The sequence below is a fragment of the Acinetobacter sp. YH01010 genome, assembly GCF_013420775.1.
Classification (GTDB): domain Bacteria; phylum Pseudomonadota; class Gammaproteobacteria; order Pseudomonadales; family Moraxellaceae; genus Acinetobacter; species Acinetobacter amyesii.
Window position 1 is genome coordinate 51,141 of sequence record NZ_VOYF01000007.1, and the last position, 17,475, is coordinate 68,615.

17 protein-coding genes and 1 pseudogene are annotated in these 17,475 nt (G+C 39.9%); 7 read left to right on the forward strand and 11 right to left on the reverse strand.

From position 1 onward, the window contains the following. Window positions 1-84 precede the first annotated feature (84 nt). The 4 genes from FTT77_RS08020 to FTT77_RS08035 form a co-directional block, all read right to left on the reverse strand. Window positions 85-828: an SDR family oxidoreductase gene (locus FTT77_RS08020; RefSeq protein WP_180007792.1), complete on the reverse strand. Its 744-nt coding sequence runs from the start codon at window positions 826-828 to the stop codon at window positions 85-87. 19 nt (window positions 829-847) lie between these two features. Then, the gene (locus tag FTT77_RS08025) at window positions 848-1,546 is read right to left on the reverse strand and encodes a histidine phosphatase family protein (RefSeq protein WP_078193820.1); all 699 of its coding nucleotides are present in this window, start codon (window positions 1,544-1,546) and stop codon (window positions 848-850) included. Continuing rightward, complete coding sequence (locus FTT77_RS08030; protein ID WP_180007791.1) at window positions 1,543-2,664, reverse strand: phosphotransferase family protein; 1,122 nt, start codon at window positions 2,662-2,664, stop codon at window positions 1,543-1,545. Before FTT77_RS08030 ends, FTT77_RS08025 begins: the two co-directional genes overlap by 4 nt. A gap of 110 nt (window positions 2,665-2,774) precedes the next feature. After that, window positions 2,775-4,016: an acyl-CoA dehydrogenase family protein gene (locus tag FTT77_RS08035; protein ID WP_168377546.1), complete on the reverse strand. Its 1,242-nt coding sequence runs from the start codon at window positions 4,014-4,016 to the stop codon at window positions 2,775-2,777. 93 nt (window positions 4,017-4,109) lie between these two features. Here FTT77_RS08035 and FTT77_RS08040 point away from each other — a divergent pair, with 93 nt between their 5' ends. The 5 genes from FTT77_RS08040 to FTT77_RS08060 all read left to right on the forward strand — a co-directional run bounded on the left by FTT77_RS08040 (window position 4,110) and on the right by FTT77_RS08060 (window position 8,536). Continuing rightward, window positions 4,110-5,027: a LysR family transcriptional regulator gene (locus FTT77_RS08040; protein ID WP_180109122.1), complete on the forward strand. Its 918-nt coding sequence runs from the start codon at window positions 4,110-4,112 to the stop codon at window positions 5,025-5,027. Window positions 5,028-5,244: 217 nt separating this feature from the next. Beyond that, on the forward strand, window positions 5,245-5,799 hold the full coding sequence (locus FTT77_RS08045) for a thermonuclease family protein (protein ID WP_078193824.1): 555 nt from the start codon (window positions 5,245-5,247) through the stop codon (window positions 5,797-5,799). Window positions 5,800-5,938: 139 nt separating this feature from the next. After that, window positions 5,939-6,715, forward strand: a complete 777-nt coding sequence (locus tag FTT77_RS08050) for a DUF805 domain-containing protein (protein WP_180109123.1) — start codon at window positions 5,939-5,941, stop codon at window positions 6,713-6,715. Window positions 6,716-6,903: 188 nt separating this feature from the next. Continuing rightward, the gene (locus tag FTT77_RS08055) at window positions 6,904-7,353 is read left to right on the forward strand and encodes a MarR family winged helix-turn-helix transcriptional regulator (protein WP_373686551.1); all 450 of its coding nucleotides are present in this window, start codon (window positions 6,904-6,906) and stop codon (window positions 7,351-7,353) included. Continuing rightward, on the forward strand, window positions 7,337-8,536 hold the full coding sequence (locus FTT77_RS08060) for an MFS transporter (protein ID WP_180054838.1): 1,200 nt from the start codon (window positions 7,337-7,339) through the stop codon (window positions 8,534-8,536). The genes FTT77_RS08055 and FTT77_RS08060 overlap by 17 nt, the downstream gene beginning before the upstream one ends. 7 nt (window positions 8,537-8,543) lie before the next feature. Here the strand turns inward: FTT77_RS08060 and FTT77_RS08065 are convergent, their stop codons facing one another. Beyond that, on the reverse strand, window positions 8,544-9,530 hold the full coding sequence (locus FTT77_RS08065) for a GlxA family transcriptional regulator (protein WP_180109124.1): 987 nt from the start codon (window positions 9,528-9,530) through the stop codon (window positions 8,544-8,546). A gap of 122 nt (window positions 9,531-9,652) precedes the next feature. On the opposite strand from FTT77_RS08065, the gene FTT77_RS08070 reads away from it, so the two are divergent. Continuing rightward, window positions 9,653-11,440 carry an acyl-CoA dehydrogenase gene (locus tag FTT77_RS08070; protein WP_180109125.1) on the forward strand — a complete coding sequence of 596 codons (1,788 nt, stop codon included), beginning with the start codon at window positions 9,653-9,655 and terminating at the stop codon, window positions 11,438-11,440. A gap of 155 nt (window positions 11,441-11,595) precedes the next feature. On the opposite strand, the pseudogene FTT77_RS08075 reads toward FTT77_RS08070, so the two are convergent. The 6 genes and pseudogenes from FTT77_RS08075 to FTT77_RS08100 all read right to left on the reverse strand — a co-directional run. Then, a pseudogene (locus FTT77_RS08075) lies at window positions 11,596-12,030 on the reverse strand (nitroreductase family protein); the annotation flags it as partial. A gap of 42 nt (window positions 12,031-12,072) precedes the next feature. Next, on the reverse strand, window positions 12,073-13,911 hold the full coding sequence (locus FTT77_RS08080; protein WP_306670012.1) for an ATP-binding protein: 1,839 nt from the start codon (window positions 13,909-13,911) through the stop codon (window positions 12,073-12,075). Window positions 13,912-13,964: 53 nt separating this feature from the next. Then, on the reverse strand, window positions 13,965-14,648 hold the full coding sequence (locus tag FTT77_RS08085; RefSeq protein ID WP_078188703.1) for a response regulator transcription factor: 684 nt from the start codon (window positions 14,646-14,648) through the stop codon (window positions 13,965-13,967). A 226-nt stretch (window positions 14,649-14,874) separates the two neighbouring features. Further along, a complete protein-coding gene (locus tag FTT77_RS08090; protein WP_180109127.1) occupies window positions 14,875-15,654 on the reverse strand; it encodes a glutathione S-transferase N-terminal domain-containing protein in 780 nt (259 codons plus the stop codon). Between the two features lie 143 nt (window positions 15,655-15,797). Then, window positions 15,798-16,310 (reverse strand): ribonuclease E activity regulator RraA, encoded by a 513-nt coding sequence (gene rraA, locus FTT77_RS08095; RefSeq protein ID WP_180066641.1) that lies wholly within the window; start codon window positions 16,308-16,310, stop codon window positions 15,798-15,800. A gap of 10 nt (window positions 16,311-16,320) precedes the next feature. Continuing rightward, the gene (locus FTT77_RS08100; protein WP_180027021.1) at window positions 16,321-16,986 is read right to left on the reverse strand and encodes an NAD(P)H-binding protein; all 666 of its coding nucleotides are present in this window, start codon (window positions 16,984-16,986) and stop codon (window positions 16,321-16,323) included. A 215-nt stretch (window positions 16,987-17,201) separates the two neighbouring features. Here FTT77_RS08100 and rpsT point away from each other — a divergent pair, with 215 nt between their 5' ends. Further along, the gene (gene rpsT / locus FTT77_RS08105) at window positions 17,202-17,468 is read left to right on the forward strand and encodes a 30S ribosomal protein S20 (protein ID WP_078188707.1); all 267 of its coding nucleotides are present in this window, start codon (window positions 17,202-17,204) and stop codon (window positions 17,466-17,468) included. Window positions 17,469-17,475 lie beyond the last annotated feature (7 nt).

Sequence of the window (17,475 nt, forward strand, 5' to 3'; positions counted from 1 at the left end):
TTCCTTTTTAACCTACAGAGGAAGGTGAAGATCATTTGAGAATAAAAAAGCCCCAAAATTGGAGCTTTATTATTGAATAAAGGTTTAACCCAATTTATTCACAATTTTCAACGGCAATACTTTCATTGCAAGACCTAAAGGCAACCAGGGCCATTGTGGTACATAAGCTTTAACCGGTGCTTTCTCAATGGCTTTTGCTAAAAGATGTGAACCAGTTTTTTCATCGACTTCAAATGGCAGTTTTTTCGCACCTTCATTGATCTCTGTACGAATATAACCAGGGAAAATAGTCGTCACTTTAATTGGGGTATCAATCAGTTCTGCACGAATACCTTCAGCTAGAGCAGCAACACCTGCTTTACTCGCACCATAAGCCGTTAAATGTTTAGGCATGCCGCGCATAGCACTCATCGAAGAAATCACCACCAAATGCCCTGCATTTTGGCTACGGAAAATTTCAACCGCAGCTTCACATTGCGCTAATGCAGAGATAAAGTTAGTTTCAACTGTGGCACGGTTAATTTCAAAATTGCCTTTACCAATACGACGACCTTCACCGATACCTGCGTTGACAATAACACGGTCAATACTGCCAAAATCTGCTTTAAAGGCACGGAACACTTCAAACACTTGATCGTAATTTGTGACATCGAGGGTTTTCGCAATCACTTTGATGCCATATTGGCTTTCCAGTTCATTTTTTAGCGTTTCTAGACGCTCTAAACGACGTGCACAAATGGCTAAGTTGTAGCCTTTTTGTGCAAACTCGCGTGCCATTCCTGCACCAATCCCTGAGCTTGCACCTGTAATTAAAATTGTTTTAGCCATGATAATTCCTTTGTTTATCTTAGATCCAAGTTAATAAATTTGGATCAACTGCTTTTATAAAATGGTGTTCATTTAAACTGAGTAATTGCGGTTCATTTCCAACCAAACGCAGTGTTGTCATACTGGTATTGGCAATGGCCCAATTAAGTGCAAATGTTTTTTCAGGACTCAGCCCTAAAATTTTACCGACTGCAACGGAGATCACTCCACCTGAACTAAACACAACGGCATAACGCGGTTTGGTTTCAGCCAGTTGAGTGCATAACTTTTCTAGCGCTGTTTCGACTCGACTTTTAAAATGTGGCCAAGATTCATCATATTCATGATGAAATTCTCCGCCTGTCCAACGTTCAATAGCGCCTTCAAAAATTTTAGATAAATAAGCACGCGGGTTTTCATGCTTAGATACATCTTCTTTTAATAAATGCGGCTGGTTAAATCGAGGTTCATACTGAGCAAAAACTTGCTGATGATTAAATTCATTCCATGCGTTATCTGTATCAACTTGTGCTTCTGGAAAGCATTCAGCCAATGCAAGATTGGCTGTTTGTTGATGACGTTGCATGGAGCCCGCAACCACATAAGGACTTTCTTTTAAAATACGGTCGAAATACTGTCCCAGCACCTTAGCCTGTAGCTCACCATTGGGAGAAAGCTTGTCATAGCTTTCTGCACCAAAAGAAGCCTGACCGTGCCGAATTAAATATATCGTGGTCATTTCCCTAAAATATCCTTCATTTTTTCAATATATTTTTGTGCCACTTCATTGGCTTCAAGTTTTTGCAAACCGATAAGTTTTAAGGCACGAATATGTAAAGCATGAATCACAATCCAAAAATCTTTAAATGCTGGATTATTGGTTTGCTTGTGGTAAAAGCGGTAATAAATTTGCTGTGCGATTACCGCTAAACGGAAAATGCCGAACACTTCATAAAAGGTCCAGTTGTCTGTTTGTAGACCAGTTTTATCCAAATAATATTCAACGACTTCTTTACGGCTAAACATGCCTTTCAAGTTGGTCGGCTGACGGCGTGTGGCTTTAAAAATTGCGTTATCGCCACTTTCAACCCAATACGCCAAAGCTGAGCCTAAGTCCATCAGTGGATCACCTAATGTTGCCATTTCCCAATCCAATACACCAATCACTTGGGTAGGATCATTTGGATCTAAAATCACGTTATCAAAACGCCAATCGTTATGAATTACACAGGTTTTAGAGTCAGCAGGAATATTGTCTTTGAGCCAATTACGGACATATTTAAAAGAAGGAACATTTAAGGTTTTGGCTTTTTCATAGCGTGCGTCCCAACCTTCCACTTGACGACGACAGTATCCGTCGCCCTTGCCTATTTTTTCTAGAGCTGTGCCTTCATAAGGCACTTGATGCAGTTCAATTAACTTGTCGATGACGTTGGTACACAACGCTCGAACTTGAGTTTCATCAAAATTGATTTCTTTGGGTAAGTTTGCACGTGGAATGATGCCTTCTACGCGCTTCATCACGTAGAAATCACAGCCAATCACTGATTCGTCCTGACATAGTGCCACCATTTCAGGGAGCACAGGATAAAATTCAGATAATGCTTTCTGTACGTTATATTCACGTGCCATATCATGTGCAGACTTGGCTTTGGTGCCTTTCGGTGGACGACGTAAGATTAAATCAGCATTGTCGTATTTTAAGCGATAAGTCCAATTTGATGCACCGCCTGAATATTGAGTGACTTCTACAGGCCCTTCTATTTCAACGCCATGTTCAATCAACCAATTGCCTACAGCACGTACATCCAGTTCTTCACCCTCACGAACTGAACCGCCTACATCGATCACTGACATGCTTTTCTTCCTAAACTTGAATCTATCATGATGATAAAAATATAATTTTCTATAGTTTTATAGCATGGACAACTCCGGGTTGCCATGCCAAATATGTGGCTACAACTTGTTTATTTTTTACGACGGCTGCTGTAACCGCGCTTTGCCAATTCTAATTTAGCAATCATACCTTTATGCACTTCATCAGGGCCATCAGCTAGACGCAGTGAACGTGCTTGCGCAAAGAAGCCTGTGAGTGGTGTATCTCGAGAAACCCCAGCACCACCGTGGATTTGAATCGCCATATCAACAACTTTTTCTAAGACACTCGGCGCGACCACTTTAATGGCAGAAATCTCGGTTAATGCAGCCATATTCCCAAGAGTATCCATTTTATATGCTGCATAGAGGGTCAGTAAACGTGCTTGATCGATCGCAACACGTGCTTCTGCAACACGCTCTAAATTGCCACCGAGTTTTAAAATTTCTTTACCAAAAGCAGTACGGCTCATACCACGGTCAATCATCAGTTCTAGCGATTTTTCAGCTGCACCAATACACCGCATACAGTGATGAATACGGCCTGGGCCTAAGCGACCTTGTGCAATTTCAAAACCTTGACCAGCGCCGCCAATAAAGTTTGCAACAGGAACACGTACATTTGTGAAGCTAATTTCTCCATGTCCATGAGGTGCATCATAATCACCAAAGACTGGAAGCATACGTTCGATTTTCACTCCAGCAGTTTCAACTGGTACTAAAACCATAGAATGCTGATGATGACGGTCTTTGCTTTCATCTGGTGTATGTGCCATAAAAATAATGATTTTGGCATTTGGATCACCTAAACCTGAAGACCACCATTTACGGCCATTCAACACAATTTCGTCGCCTTCAACGACAGCTGTTGCTTCCATATTGGTGGCATCACTTGAAGCAACAGCAGGTTCTGTCATGCAAAACACCGAACGGATTTTGCCTTCTAGTAATGGTGTTAACCACTGCTGCTTTTGTTGTTCCGTACCATAGCGCCAAATCACTTCCATATTGCCGCTGTCTGGTGCATTACAATTGAATACCGTGGGTGCAAGTAAGCTACGGCCTGAAAGTTCTGCGATGTGTGCATATTCTTGTACAGATAAGCCTTGCCCAAGTTCAGGACAAGGTAAGAACATATTCCATAAGCCTGCAGCTTTGGCTTTATCCTTTAAAACCTCTAACTGTGCCGGCCATTGCCATTTGGTCCAATCACCACCTTGGTTCAACTCATGAACTTCTGCCCAAAACTCAGTTTCTACAGGCTCAATTTCATCTTTAATAAATTTTTTTGTTCTTTCAATATAATCTTGTGCACGTGCTGAAAGTTCAAACATGACAATATCCTTTAAATATTATGTTCTTTACGCTTTACAACACCATAACCTGAAATCTAATATGAACAAAATGATTTAATTCAATAGATGAACATGAATAGTATTCATAAAAACACCGTCATTGATATGGGGGTTTTCCACCGTATGGATATCAATTTATATCCACTGTATATCGCAGTTTATGAACAAAAAAGCATTTCAAAAGCAGCACAAATTTTGTGTATTACTCAGTCTGCAGCGAGTCATGCACTTCAACGTTTAAGACAACATTTACAAGATGACTTATTTGTACGTGCTGGGGCAAAAATGCTCCCGACTCCATTTGCTGAACAGATTTATCCCGTAATTAAAAATGCGCTTATTGCGATTCAAAGTATTTCTATCCAAAAACAACAATTTACTCCTTCAATGGTACAGAGCTTAAAAATTGCCGTACATGATGAAATTGAACCGATTATTTTTCCTAAGTTAGTTGAACACTTTCAACAACAACAGTTTCAGATCCAATTTTCCAGTATTAAATTAGACCGCAAAACCATTGTGGCTGACCTTGCTGCACAGCAAATCGATTTTGCGATTGATCTTGAGCAAAACTTTGGTGAAAAAATAAATTTTCAAACTTTAGTTGAAGACCAATTCGTGGTTTGTAGTCAACATTCCAAGATGGATGAATCTATTTATCTTTCTGCTCCTCACATTGGGGTTTCTTCCCGACGTGCAGGTGTATTAGTTGAAGATATTTATTTAAATCGTAAAAAACACTCTAGAGAGATTTTTTTACGCTGTCAGCATTACTCTACTGCGCTACAAATTTTGGCACAGCAACCCAAGGCGATATTGACGATTCCGCAAAATATTTTGACGCATTTACAGGTTGCTCCCGAACTGAATATTTTTGATGTACCTGTAGACTTGCCGAAAATTAAATTAGGGATGTATTGGCATAATGATTTGGAATTAAATTCACGGCATCTTTTTTTGCGAAGCGAAATTTCTAAAATATTTGCTTAGGCTATTTTATGATGATATATCAGCTTGCTTAGGCTATTTACATGGATTTAGATTTAATTCTGCGTGATGAAACTTGCTGTATATTTATAGATCAAATACTGATTATTTAAGGTATTTTTAACTGACCGTCGGTTTATTCGACAGCCATAAATTATGAGTTCTTATAAAATCTAAATTCCTGTTTTTATGCGATATGAGCTCGTTCATATCATTTTGTATGCTTTCAAATCTCTCCGCGAATTGGCTCATGGCTTTAGGTGCAGTACTGTGCCTGATCACAGTCTATGTTCTTTATAAAGTCACCATTTTCTTAAAGGATTTTTTCCAACCTTTTAAGAAAGGAAAATCTTACCTCTGTCGTGTATCTGATATTAGTGATGGCGACACCCTCACCTGCTATCGGATGAATCTAAGACGTTCTAAAACCAAACTTCGCTTTGCTTATGTGGATGCGCCAGAATCGACACAAGCCTACGGTAAAGAGTCCGCTCGACTGATCAAATCCATGGTTTACAAGAAATTTGTTCGCGTAAAAATCACTGATGTAGACCGTTATGGCCGCTGCGTTGGGGTTATTTATCGCTATCGTAAATGCATGAATGAAGAAATGGTAAAACGTGGTGCTGCGTGGGTTTACGAAGAATACATCCGTGACCAAAAGCATTTGCACTATATGATGAATTTACAAAGCAAAGCACGTAAACAAAAGAAAGGTTTGTGGAAAGCCAGTCGTCCAATGCGCCCTAAAGAGTATCGTAAATTACATAAATAACAGACCACATTACAGCATGGCTAAGGAATATTTGACGACTTAGCCATGTCTAATATTTGACCTTTTTTTACTTCGCTATACAATAATGCTGCCCTTTTGGGCATAGAAAATAAATTAGATAATTAAAATTGGAATAATAATGACTGAACTTACTTCAAGCGAATTGAATCCGTTTCAACAAGATCAAAATATTCAGCCTCAAATTCAAAAAGCCGATCATCCACTGTCTCCTGAAGGACGTTTTGGCCGCCTGTCCTATTTAGCGTGGTTATTTATCATTAGCATGATTTATACCTGCCTATTGGGCATCAGCGTCGCGCTGGGTCTTTTTGCATTTTTCAATTCAGCAGAACGTAGTATTGAAGCACTTTTTAATTCATTCTTAGGACTCAGTGCGATCGCACTGATTGTCGTTTCCATCGTTGCAATGTTTGCTGCAATGATCTGTATTACGATTCGTCGCTTACATGATCTGAATAAAAACGGTTGGCTCTGTTTAATTTTTCTCATCCCTCTGGTCGGTACCATCTTTAGCATTTATGTGATGGCTGCAAAAGGTACCGAAGGTGAAAATAAATATGGCATTAAGCGTCCAACGGAACAAACAGAGAAAGTCATTGGGTCATTGTATCTGGTCCTGATGATTGTTTATTTATTGGTTATGATTCCATTGATGTTCAATATGCAAAGTATGATGAGTAATCTAGAACAAGCCCAATTACAAGAAGAAGCGATGATGTCTGAAGGTGAACCTGAAGAATTAACGGATGAACAACTTGCGGCTTATTTCAAGCAAGCTGAATCAGAAGGTGAAGAACTTGCTTATGAAGATGGTGAAAGTGTAGAAATTTCAGAAAATGCAGACAGCTCTGCGGAAGATGCAGCAATTGCAGCTGCAGAAGCTTCTGTAGAATAAACACGTATTGTTTAAGGTATCAATTCAACGATATGCATTGAATGCTAAGCTTTAAATGAAATGTTATGCAAGAAAACCTGTGTGCGCGCAGGTTTTTTTATACCTATTATTTATGCTTTAAGTTGTTCACTTGAATTCAAAATAAATTAGGCGTAAAGTTGCCAATAATTTAGTTACCCTAGTTAACTATTATGAATCCCACATTAGGTTTCCGCTCTTCACTTCTGCGCTGTGCGCGTCTGATGAGTGATGAAATCAACACAATTTTATTGCCCTATCAATTGAACTATTCGCTTTGGCAAGTCATGTTTGTCATCCGTGAAAAAACCGCTTGCACATCTATTGAAATGGCGGAATATTTAAATGTATCCAAGCCATCCATCACTAAGCGTGTCAAAATTCTTGTACAGATGGATATTTTGACTCATGTGCAAACTGACGATAAACGTCAAAAGAAAATGATGCTCAGCGAGACTGGTCTTAATTTATTTCAACAATGTGCAAAAGACATAGATGCCTTTGAGCAGCGCCTGATCGCGCCATTAGCCAGTCCAGATATCCAACACTCCATTCAAATTTTACACCGTGTCATGCAAGAACTTGAACAAAGAACTCTAGGTGATGATCATGCAAGATAAAGCACCACTTTGGACTCGAAATTTTATTTTAGTCAGCGCCATTAACTTCCAATTGGTTTTAACCTTTTATCTCTTGGTTGTGGTGATCGTGGGCTATGCGGTGGCTGAATTAGGTGCAACAACTGCTCAAGCCGGTCTAGTTTCAGGCTTGTTCATTGTCGGCACATTGGTCGGGCGTTTATTGGTGGGTAAGTTCCTAGAGCGTTTTGGTCGTAAAACAACACTGATCGTTGGTTTAATTGGCTTTTTAGTCTTTTCTGGTTTTTACTTCATTCAGTTTGGCGTCGGCATGTTGCTCTTCATACGCTTTATGCATGGCTTTATGATGGGTATGGCATCAACAGTGCTGGGTACCTTAATTGCCCAAATCTTACCAGCGACACGTCGCGGTGAAGGCATTGGCTACTACAGCATGAGTAGTACTTTAGGTACGGCTATTGGGCCATTTCTTGCCATTTGGATGATGTTACATATTGGTTATCATGCGATTTTTATCGTTTCTACGATTATCGCATTGAGCTGCCTATTGGTTGCCTTGCTGATTCAAGTGCCCGATTTACCCAAAATCAATAAACCCCTCGATACTGTTGAAGCTGTCAAAAAACCGAGTTGGATTGCTCAATTTGTAGAACCTAAAGCATTACCGATATCATTCATCATGCTTTTCGCTTCAATCTGCTATTCAGGCGTTTTGTCTTTCATTAACTTTTATGCCAAAGAAATCGATTTGGTTGAAACAGCCTCGTTTTTCTTTTTGATGTATGCCATTGCGATTTTAATTTCTCGCCCATTTACAGGCCCGTTGATGGACCGTAAAGGTGAAAATATTGTGATCTACCCTGCTTTTGTGATTATGGGCGTGGCATTGGTATTGCTCAGCATCACACAGAGTTCATGGATGCTTTTACTTTGTGCAGGCCTACTTGGACTCGGTTATGGCAATATTCAGTCGGTCTGCCAAACAGTTGCGGTAAAAAGTGCGCCGCTTGAACGTATGGGCTTTGCCACTTCAACTTTCTTTATCTTTTTGGATGCCGGCTTAGGCTTTGGACCGTACTTTATCGGTAAATTGCTCGACCATATTGGCTACTCACAATTGTATTTGTATAGCGCCTTTGCAGCCTTTGCATGTATTGGTGCCTACTACTTTTTACATGGCCGTTATACCGTTCGAACCGCTTAAACTGTAGCTAAACATCAAATCGTCGGCTGAAACGTCGACGATATTCTAAGGGGCTCAGCCCCGTTTTTTTTTGAAATAACCGTCGAAATGAGCTTGGGTCATTATAGCCGACATCTCGCATAATCAGATCTAAAGCATGTCCCGTTTCTTCTAAACGCTTTCGTGCAGCTTCAATCCGTATTGATTGTAAGTATTGATTGGGAGGCATATCCAAAGCCGCTTTAAAATGACGAATCAATGTCCTTGTTGTCACATTAAACTGCGCCGCAAGTTCATCTAAGACTATATTTTCATGATAATGCTGTTCTAACCAATCTTGAACTTTTTGCACCAAACCATCCTGATGCGGTTTAGATATTTTCAATAATGAATAGGACAACTGACTATCACGACGATAATCCAATACAAATGATTTTGCCGTGTGGATTGCCGTTTCAAAACCATAAAAACGTTCTATCAGGTGCAGTCCCAAATCAAACCATGCTAAGCCACCTCCAGCACAGTAAATATTTTGATCATGGCTAATGAGCTGATCTGCATTCAGTCTTACCAAAGGATAGCGTTCACGAAACATTTGCTGAAAGCCCCAATGCGTCGTTGCCTGCTTACCATCTAAAAGCCCTGCTTCTGCCAGAAAAAAGTTACCCGTACAATTTCCTGCGATCAGTCCGCTTTGCAATTGCCGAGTTTTTAATAATTCGATCAGTGCTGCGTTTTGCGCTAAAACATCTAAGATCGGCGCACCTATCGTTGGGACAATGATGATATCTGCATCTGTTATTTCAGAAAATGCTAAATCTGCATAAAGCTTGATGCCATTGATATATTGCACAGCTTGACCATGTTGTGAGGCAATTTTGACCTGAAATAGCCGCTGCACATTTTGTTTTTGGATCCGATTCCAACTGACACCCGCCATTGCAAAGAGATCAACAACCCCAGTAATCGCAGAAGCCAAAGCACCATCAAATGCTAAAATTATGATTTTCTTCATTTAAATTTCAAATTATCAAAATGTCATTTTTGACTTATTAAGTGTCATTATTGACAATTCTATATCTAAAAATCAACTGCTAGGCTTAAGCCATAAAATTCGACCCGATTAGAGATTGATCAATGGCGCAGTTAATCAATGACAAAGATTTAAATTTTTTGCTATTTGACGTGTTTAAAGCGCAAGACTTAACGCATTACCCACGTTTTGCCGAACATGATGCTGAAACCTTCAAAAGCATTCTAGAAACTGCACAAGGTATTGCTCAAGACTTTTTTGCACCCCATAACGCAACAGCCGATCAAAACGAACCAACCTTTGATGGTCAACAGGTTAAAACCATTGCAGAAGTCAAAACGGCGTGGAAACAATTTGCAGATGCCGGCTTGCTTTGTGCGCAGCATGATTATGATGTAGGCGGTATGCAACTTCCGACTTTGATCAACATGGCTGCTAATGCCTATTTCATGTCGGCAAATCCATCGTCAGTGGCTTATTCATTTCTAACCGCTGCGGCTGCAAATGTGATTCAGGCTTTCGGTACGACTGAACAAAAAGATAGGTTTGTACCGCATATGTTCAGTGGTCGCTTTGCTGGAACGATGGCCATGACTGAACCTGATGTGGGTTCATCTTTAGGTGATTTGACCACAAAAGCCATACCGCAAGCTGATGGTACCTACCTCATCAAAGGCCAAAAGATGTTTATTTCAGGGGGTGACCAAGACATCACTGAAAATATCGTCCATTTGGTCCTTGCTCGCATCCAAGATGCACCTCAGGGCGTAAAAGGTATATCTCTGTTTATTGTTCCGAAGTTTAAAACCCTGAGCGATGGTTCACTTGCAGGCGCCAATGACGTTCAACTGGCTGGCTTATTGCATAAAATGGGCTACAGAGGTACAACATCGACAGTACTGAGCTTTGGTGAAAAAGACCAATGTACAGGCTATCTGATTGGTGAAGCAGGTGCTGGTCTTAAATATATGTTTAAGATGATGAATGAAGCACGAGTCGGTGTCGGCTTAGGTGCAGCCATGATTGGATACCGTGGCTATTTAGAGTCACTCGAATATGCCAAAAACCGTCCACAAGGTCGCTTAGTATCAGATAAAAATCCTGCCTCAAAACCTGTCAATATTATTCAACATACAGATGTTAAACGGATGCTTTTGGCACAAAAATCCTATGTGGAAGGCGCACTTGCATTATGCCTATTTGCTGCACGTTTAATTGATGAACATCAAGCCGCTAACAATGAAGACAGCGCGTTGTTATTAGATTTGATTATCCCTGTCGTCAAATCATTCCCTTCTGCCTATGGTCCAAAAGCCAATGATTTAGCCATCCAAGTTTTAGGTGGTGCGGGCTATACCCGTGAGTATCCGCTTGAACAATGTTATCGCGACAACCGCTTAAATCCGATCCATGAAGGCACATTTGGCATTCAATCTTTGGATTTGTTGGGTCGTAAGCTTTGGCAGCACAACAGTAAAGGTTTGATGCTGTTATTACAACGTATGCAAAATACGATTGATCAAGCTCAACATCCAAAAACTCAGGCGCTTGCAGCGATTTTTTCAGGGCATTTAAACACGGTGAAGAAAACCACACAAAGTTTGGGACAAGTCCTCGCCCAAGGTCGTGTCGATCAGGCACTGGGAAATTCTGCGTTGTATCTAGACATGATGGGCAAAGTCATCATTTCATGGCTATGGCTTGAAATGGCCAATCAAGCCCTTGTGAAATTTGAACATTCAGATTTAGCTGAAGATCAACAATACTTAGCTGGTAAATTACAAGCCGCGCAATATTTTATCCGCTGGGAGTTACCTGAAATAGAACATCAAGCCAAGTTATTGCTAGAACTTGATGATACTTGCCTCAACATGCAAGAAAGCTGGTTCTAGCCACCCGTTTAGCTCAGTCCTCAATGGGCTAATTTGGACAAGGTTTTCACGGATGAAGATCTTGTCCAACCCTATCTATTTCAATAAAAACTACAATAAAAAAGGAACTTAGTTTTCGTTCCTTTTTTATCGAAATTGTGTGTTATACGCTGCAATTATTGAAAGACTTTAAAACGAGCAGCATCTTCCATATAGCCTTTTTCTTTCGCTTCACCTTCCACTGAACCAAAAACCAATTGAGCACGAAGTTTCCAATGCGCGGGAATGTCCCATTCAGCATGCACTTGTTCATCCACAATTGGGTTGTAATGCTGTAGTGATGCGCCTAAACCTTCGGTGTGTAACGCAGTCCAAGTCGCAAATTGGGCAATGGCAGTTGAGTGTTCTGCCCAAATTGGAAAGTTTTCTGCATAAGAAGGAAACTGTGCTTGTAGAGCACTGACCACATCCAAATCTTCAAAGAACAGAACCGTACCCAAACCTGCTGCAAAACTTGCCATTTTCGCCGTGGTCTTCGCAGCACTTTCTTCATCTTTTGCATAAGATTTTAATTTGTCAGCGACTAAGCCCCAAAATTTTTCGCTTTCACCAGTAGAGTCTGTTGATATTTAATTATGCTCATCTAGAGATATTTATGCAGCTGATTTTAAATTAATTTCTGTATGAATAATCGTGCAGCCTTGCTGAGAATGAATTTTGAAATTTCCACCTATCCGTTCTACACGCATTTTCATACTTCGCATGCCGATACTCATGCCATGATTTGAAACACTCTCAACATCAAAACCTACTCCATCATCTTCAATGGTTAATAACAATGCGCCATTCTCGAACTGTGACAGCGTTACATTGACATGATTAGCTTGGCTATGTTTCACAATATTGGTCAGGCTTTCTTCAATTACTCGTATTAAAGTCAGGCACTGAATTGCTGTTGGTTTGATCGCCCACTGCGAAGGAATACACCATTTGGCATTCATTTCCACTTCATCCATCAACTGACTAAAGCGATGTCGAACAGGTGCGATCCAGAGCAAAGGTGAATCTGGCACTTTACTGTCTAAAGATGATCCACTATCAATAATTTGCCTTAAATCATCGCGCAATAATTTCAACATCGACAAGAACTGTCTGTTTGGAATATTACTTTCACACTGATCAACCAAGATCATCGAGCGCACAATGGATGCACCCAGACCATCATGCAGATCATGCGATAATTTAATGCGTTCCTGCAGGCGTACATTACTCAGTTCAAGCTGATGTTTATCATTCAAGCTACTGCATAATTCATCACTGACTTTCTGAACTTCAAATGCCAGATCATCATTATATTTTTCAATCTTCTGTATATTACGATTGAGTCTCGCCCCCAAGATCACCACTATAAATAAGGTTATAATCGGTGAAGTAAAGGGTGATAAAGGTGTAAAATTTTCTTTTGGAAAGAGCACCAAGACTGTGATATCAGCTATGACTATCACAATTATCGCAGTCAAACAGATTGCTAATAAAATATAGTCCCTTCTTCGTTCTTTGAAACTAATTCTACACAGATAGAGGTAAGTGATAAAAAAGAATGCACAATATAAAAAGAAAATAAGGCTCGAAATATCTGCATTTTGTTCAAATGGCCAGATACACACTACACCAATCAGTGCAGCAGTCAACATAGTAAATGACAGTTCTATTCGTGGAAACTTACGCCCAAGAAAGCGCAAGATATAGATACTAAAGCACTGAAAGTACAGCATTACAAATATCAGATTAGCTTTGGCAGAAAAAACCGAATCTGGGTATGGAAAGGTTTCAGTAGTCAGAGCATTACTGAGAAATAAAATCCACAACACTGTTGAAAGCGCAAACCAGCCAAAACTGGTATCACGAGGACGCATCAACCAAATAATAAAGCAAATTAGACCCAAGACCCCAGAAAGAAAAATATTTAACTGTAATATGGTCCGACGTGTAAACGTTGTTTTTTCAGCTTGCTCAACCGTTGCCATTACATTGTTAAATACTACTGGGCCCAAGCCAGCATTTAAACTCGAATAACCATACACATAGATCAAGGTTTCATTATGATCATGCTTGATTCCACTTATCGGTAAAATCCAATAGCGTGCAACATTCCAACTTTTAGAGACCGGTTCTTGAAGATTTTTATTGGTCCACAGCAAGTCGCCATTCAGAAAGACTGAACCCGTATTAATAATGTAATCAACATATAGTGCGATGGGTTCTGCCAAACGCGCATTATTTTTACAGTACCAAGACCAGTCTAATTTATACCAAGCACCACCTTGATAACCCTCCCAGTCTTTATCTTCTTTCCAACGGTCAGGTAATTGCGTGGTTTTCCATCCCGTTCTGGGTAATTCTTGATTGGATGGTGTCTTCACCCGTGAAATGCTATTCACAGTTACATTACATTGATCATTTACAGGGAAAACTTGCTCTGCATGACTCAAGCTCCCCCATACTAAACAGAGGATAAATAAGAAAAAATATCCTCCTTTACGCATTATAGAATACCCATAGATCTTGCTGTACTCACGGCTTTGGTACGTTTCGTTACGGCTAATTTGCGATAAATATGTTTAATATGGCTTTCTACCGTATAGCGTGAAACAAAAAGCTGTTCAGCAATCTCACGGTTACTCAAACCTTGAGCAACCAAACATAAAATTTCTTTTTCACGACTGGTCAAGAGGTTCAAGTCTGCTTCATCGGCGACTGTTTGTTCTGGACTTGGCGCTTCGGCTTCGGATATTTGTTTAAGGATTTCTCGTGCAATAAATGGGTCAATCGGCGCCCCACCACGTAAAATACTCCGAATAGATAAAAGTACTTCAGCATCATCACGTTCTTTTAATACATAGCCCGTTGCACCTGCTTTAATTGCGGCAAATAAGCTTTCTTGTGTACTCCATGCAGAGACAACCAAGATCATGGTATTACTTTCGAGGGAACGTATTTTTTCAATAATTTCGATACCACTACCATCAGGCAAACCTAAGTCAACTAAGGCTAAGGATATCGGTTGGGTCTCTACGGCTTGAATAGATTCTTTAACATTTTTGGTGAAGATAAGCTCTTCACGCTTATAACCCAGCTCTGTCAAAATTTGACGTAAACGTAATTGAATAATTTCCTCATCTTCAACGACGAGCACCGGTACGGGTAGTATGACTTCTTGTGGTGACATGATTTACTTCCCCCGAAAAAATGAAATGTCTTTTACATTAATGAGTTTAATCCTTTTAGGATATCCCTATAATTAAGTAAATTTCTTATTTTTTAACAATTTATTCTAATTCAATTGATGCAGCTATGATGCATTTTTCTTCTAATTTTAGACCCATTTATCATTACAACATGTGTATAGTCATTTGTCTGACTATACACAGCACTAAGCTTAAACTTGAGTGAGATTAGCTCAAATATTGCTTCTTCAGATATTTTACAATTTTTTCAGATTCAAAAAGTTCTACACCAGTATTAGGATCTTTCAAATATGGCACTTGAATATTGTTCCCCATGATTTTTAACACTTGTTCACGCTTGCCACCTTTCAGGGGTACATATTTACCAGGTCTTAAGCGCATTACCGCTAATCCCTGATCTTGCCAACGCTCCTTAGCCACATTATGAAAGGTATATGCCAACTCCATTTCAGACAATGCACTACGTACGATGCGTGTATATGGACTCGCTTCAAAGCCCCACAGTTCTAACAGTTGAGTTGGTGCATCACGATGAATGACTTTTCGCTGCACCCACACCCCTTGAGCCCCATTAATTAAGGTACCAACATAGGCAACATACGGAATTTTAGGATAACTGGCATATTTCTTAGGGGTTTGGCCTGTTTTGCCATAATGTTTAAATAGATGATGAATAATTTGCTGTGATTCGTACAAACGATCCCCAGTATTGTCATCTACCAAGAAAGGAAATTGTTGTTTTCCACCTAATTTTTGCACATCCAAACGGTACTTTTTAGCCCCTTTTGGACATGGGTAGACCTCATAATCCAAATTGAGCGTGGTCAGAACTTCACGTACACGACGACAATACGGAGAACCTTCAAATTCGTACAGTTTAAGGGCTTTTTCAGGTTGTTTCGGATAAGGCGTTCCATTTGTACCACGTCCGCCCTCTGCTACGCCTGAGAGCAACGCTTGCGCCACTTTTAATTGATGCAACAACATATATTCTTCCTTTCTTCTTTTATTTCGTATTTTTATACAACAGCCGAGAGTCCTCAGCTGAAGTTTGTATTTTTTCCAGATTTATATCGTCGTATATAAGTAAGCAATGCCAACTGATTCCATGACTAAAAACTCAAACCCACTTAAAGAACAACCAATTGCTCTTTTGAAACAACAATGCCGTTATTGTCAGCATAAATAAAATCACCAGACTGAATGTTTACACCACCAAAACTTAATGGAATATCTGTTTCACCCACGCCTTTGCGGTTACTTTTTTGTGGAATCGCAGCCAAAGCATGCACACCTAAATCAAGTTCGGCAATCGCATCAACATCACGCACGCAGCCGTAAATAATGACGCCATTCCAATGATTCTTGACTGCAGATTCAGCAATCATATCACCCATCAAGGCACAGCGCATCGACGCACCACCATCCACAACCAATACTTTACCCGTACCATCGGTTGCCAATAATTCTTTAACACGAGAGTTATCTTCAAAACATTTGACCGTCATCACCTGACCGCCAAAACTTTTTCGTGCACCATAACTTTGAAAGAATTTACCATCCAACGACGGGATCACCACTTGTAATTCTTTATCTGGATGATCATCAAGTAAATCACAGGTGACGAATGGAACTGTAGACACGGTATTTCCCTCATTTAATTGTTAGTATGCGTAAATTATCATAAATCTCGAACTTTTCAGTCTGAGTTTGTGCTGCATCGACCATAGTATGAGCCACTTGCTGTGCTGTCACTGGCTTAAATTTGAAACGGTCTGGTACAAAATGCGAAAAGCGCATATAAAGTTTCTGTGTCGCATCTTCTAAACGCCGAGATTCATGACGCTCGCCAAGTAACAGCGAAGGCTTTAATATCGAAAGTTGATTTAACTTTAAGGTTTTTAAATAATATTCCAATTCCCCTTTGACTCGATTATAAAAAAATGCGGAATTGGCGTCAGCGCCCATAGCACTGACAATGATCAATTGTGTATCTGTATATTCTAATAATTCAGCAAAATGCGTATTGATGCTAAAATCGATATGATAAAAATGATCTTTAGACCCTGCTTTTTTAATGGTCGAACCTAAACAACTAAAGGCATGACTATAATCTCTCACATCATCCTGAGTCAGAGAAAGAAAGTCACTGATCACCATTTGTTGAACTTTTGCCAGTCCATTCAGTTCATGGTCACGCTGACGTACCACAGCAGTAATATTCTTACATCTTGCATTTTGACTGAGCTGACGAACCAGTTCCCGCCCGACCAATCCTGTTGCCCCAATGACAATTGCATTCTCTATACTTTTAGTCATTTTTCATACAATCTCAATCACTTTAGACTAATCTAACGTTTTCTTTAAAATTTTTCTGCATCTAAAATGTTGTCAAAGCATGTCAAGACTTGACTTAAGCGCTTAGTTTAATCACAATATGGCACTTGTTTACGGGCTGGTGATAGTTCTTCTGATGTTGGTTTTCAGATGTAATTTCAGCCCGCCCAGACCAATCTATTTCAAGGAGTGCACGAGTGGCAAACTCTGCTCAAGCAAAAAAACGTGCTCGTCAAAACGTTAAAGCACGTCAACACAACGCAAGCTTACGTTCTATGGTTCGTACTTATCTTAAACGCACAGTAGCTGCTATTGCTGCTGGTGATTATGCTGTCGCTACAGAAGCTTACAAAAAAGCTGTTCCTGTAATTGACCGTATGGCTGATAAAGGCATCATCCATAAAAACAAAGCTGCTCGTCATAAGAGCCGTTTAAATGCACAAGTTAAAGCTTTAGCTAACTAATTTGTTG

Excerpts from the sequence above, each read along its gene's own strand:
- FTT77_RS08020 (WP_180007792.1), bottom strand. The coding sequence starts at position 828 with ATGGCTAAAACAATTTTAATTACAGGTGCAAGCTCAGGGATTGGTGCA.
- FTT77_RS08025 (WP_078193820.1), bottom strand. The coding sequence starts at position 1,546 with ATGACCACGATATATTTAATTCGGCACGGTCAGGCTTCTTTTGGTGCA.
- FTT77_RS08030 (WP_180007791.1), bottom strand. The coding sequence starts at position 2,664 with ATGTCAGTGATCGATGTAGGCGGTTCAGTTCGTGAGGGTGAAGAACTG.
- FTT77_RS08035 (WP_168377546.1), bottom strand. The coding sequence starts at position 4,016 with ATGTTTGAACTTTCAGCACGTGCACAAGATTATATTGAAAGAACAAAA.
- FTT77_RS08040 (WP_180109122.1), top strand. The coding sequence starts at position 4,110 with ATGAATAGTATTCATAAAAACACCGTCATTGATATGGGGGTTTTCCAC.
- FTT77_RS08045 (WP_078193824.1), top strand. The coding sequence starts at position 5,245 with ATGCTTTCAAATCTCTCCGCGAATTGGCTCATGGCTTTAGGTGCAGTA.
- FTT77_RS08050 (WP_180109123.1), top strand. The coding sequence starts at position 5,939 with ATGACTGAACTTACTTCAAGCGAATTGAATCCGTTTCAACAAGATCAA.
- FTT77_RS08060 (WP_180054838.1), top strand. The coding sequence starts at position 7,337 with ATGATCATGCAAGATAAAGCACCACTTTGGACTCGAAATTTTATTTTA.
- FTT77_RS08065 (WP_180109124.1), bottom strand. The coding sequence starts at position 9,530 with ATGAAGAAAATCATAATTTTAGCATTTGATGGTGCTTTGGCTTCTGCG.
- FTT77_RS08070 (WP_180109125.1), top strand. The coding sequence starts at position 9,653 with ATGGCGCAGTTAATCAATGACAAAGATTTAAATTTTTTGCTATTTGAC.
- FTT77_RS08085 (WP_078188703.1), bottom strand. The coding sequence starts at position 14,648 with ATGTCACCACAAGAAGTCATACTACCCGTACCGGTGCTCGTCGTTGAA.
- FTT77_RS08090 (WP_180109127.1), bottom strand. The coding sequence starts at position 15,654 with ATGTTGTTGCATCAATTAAAAGTGGCGCAAGCGTTGCTCTCAGGCGTA.
- FTT77_RS08100 (WP_180027021.1), bottom strand. The coding sequence starts at position 16,986 with ATGACTAAAAGTATAGAGAATGCAATTGTCATTGGGGCAACAGGATTG.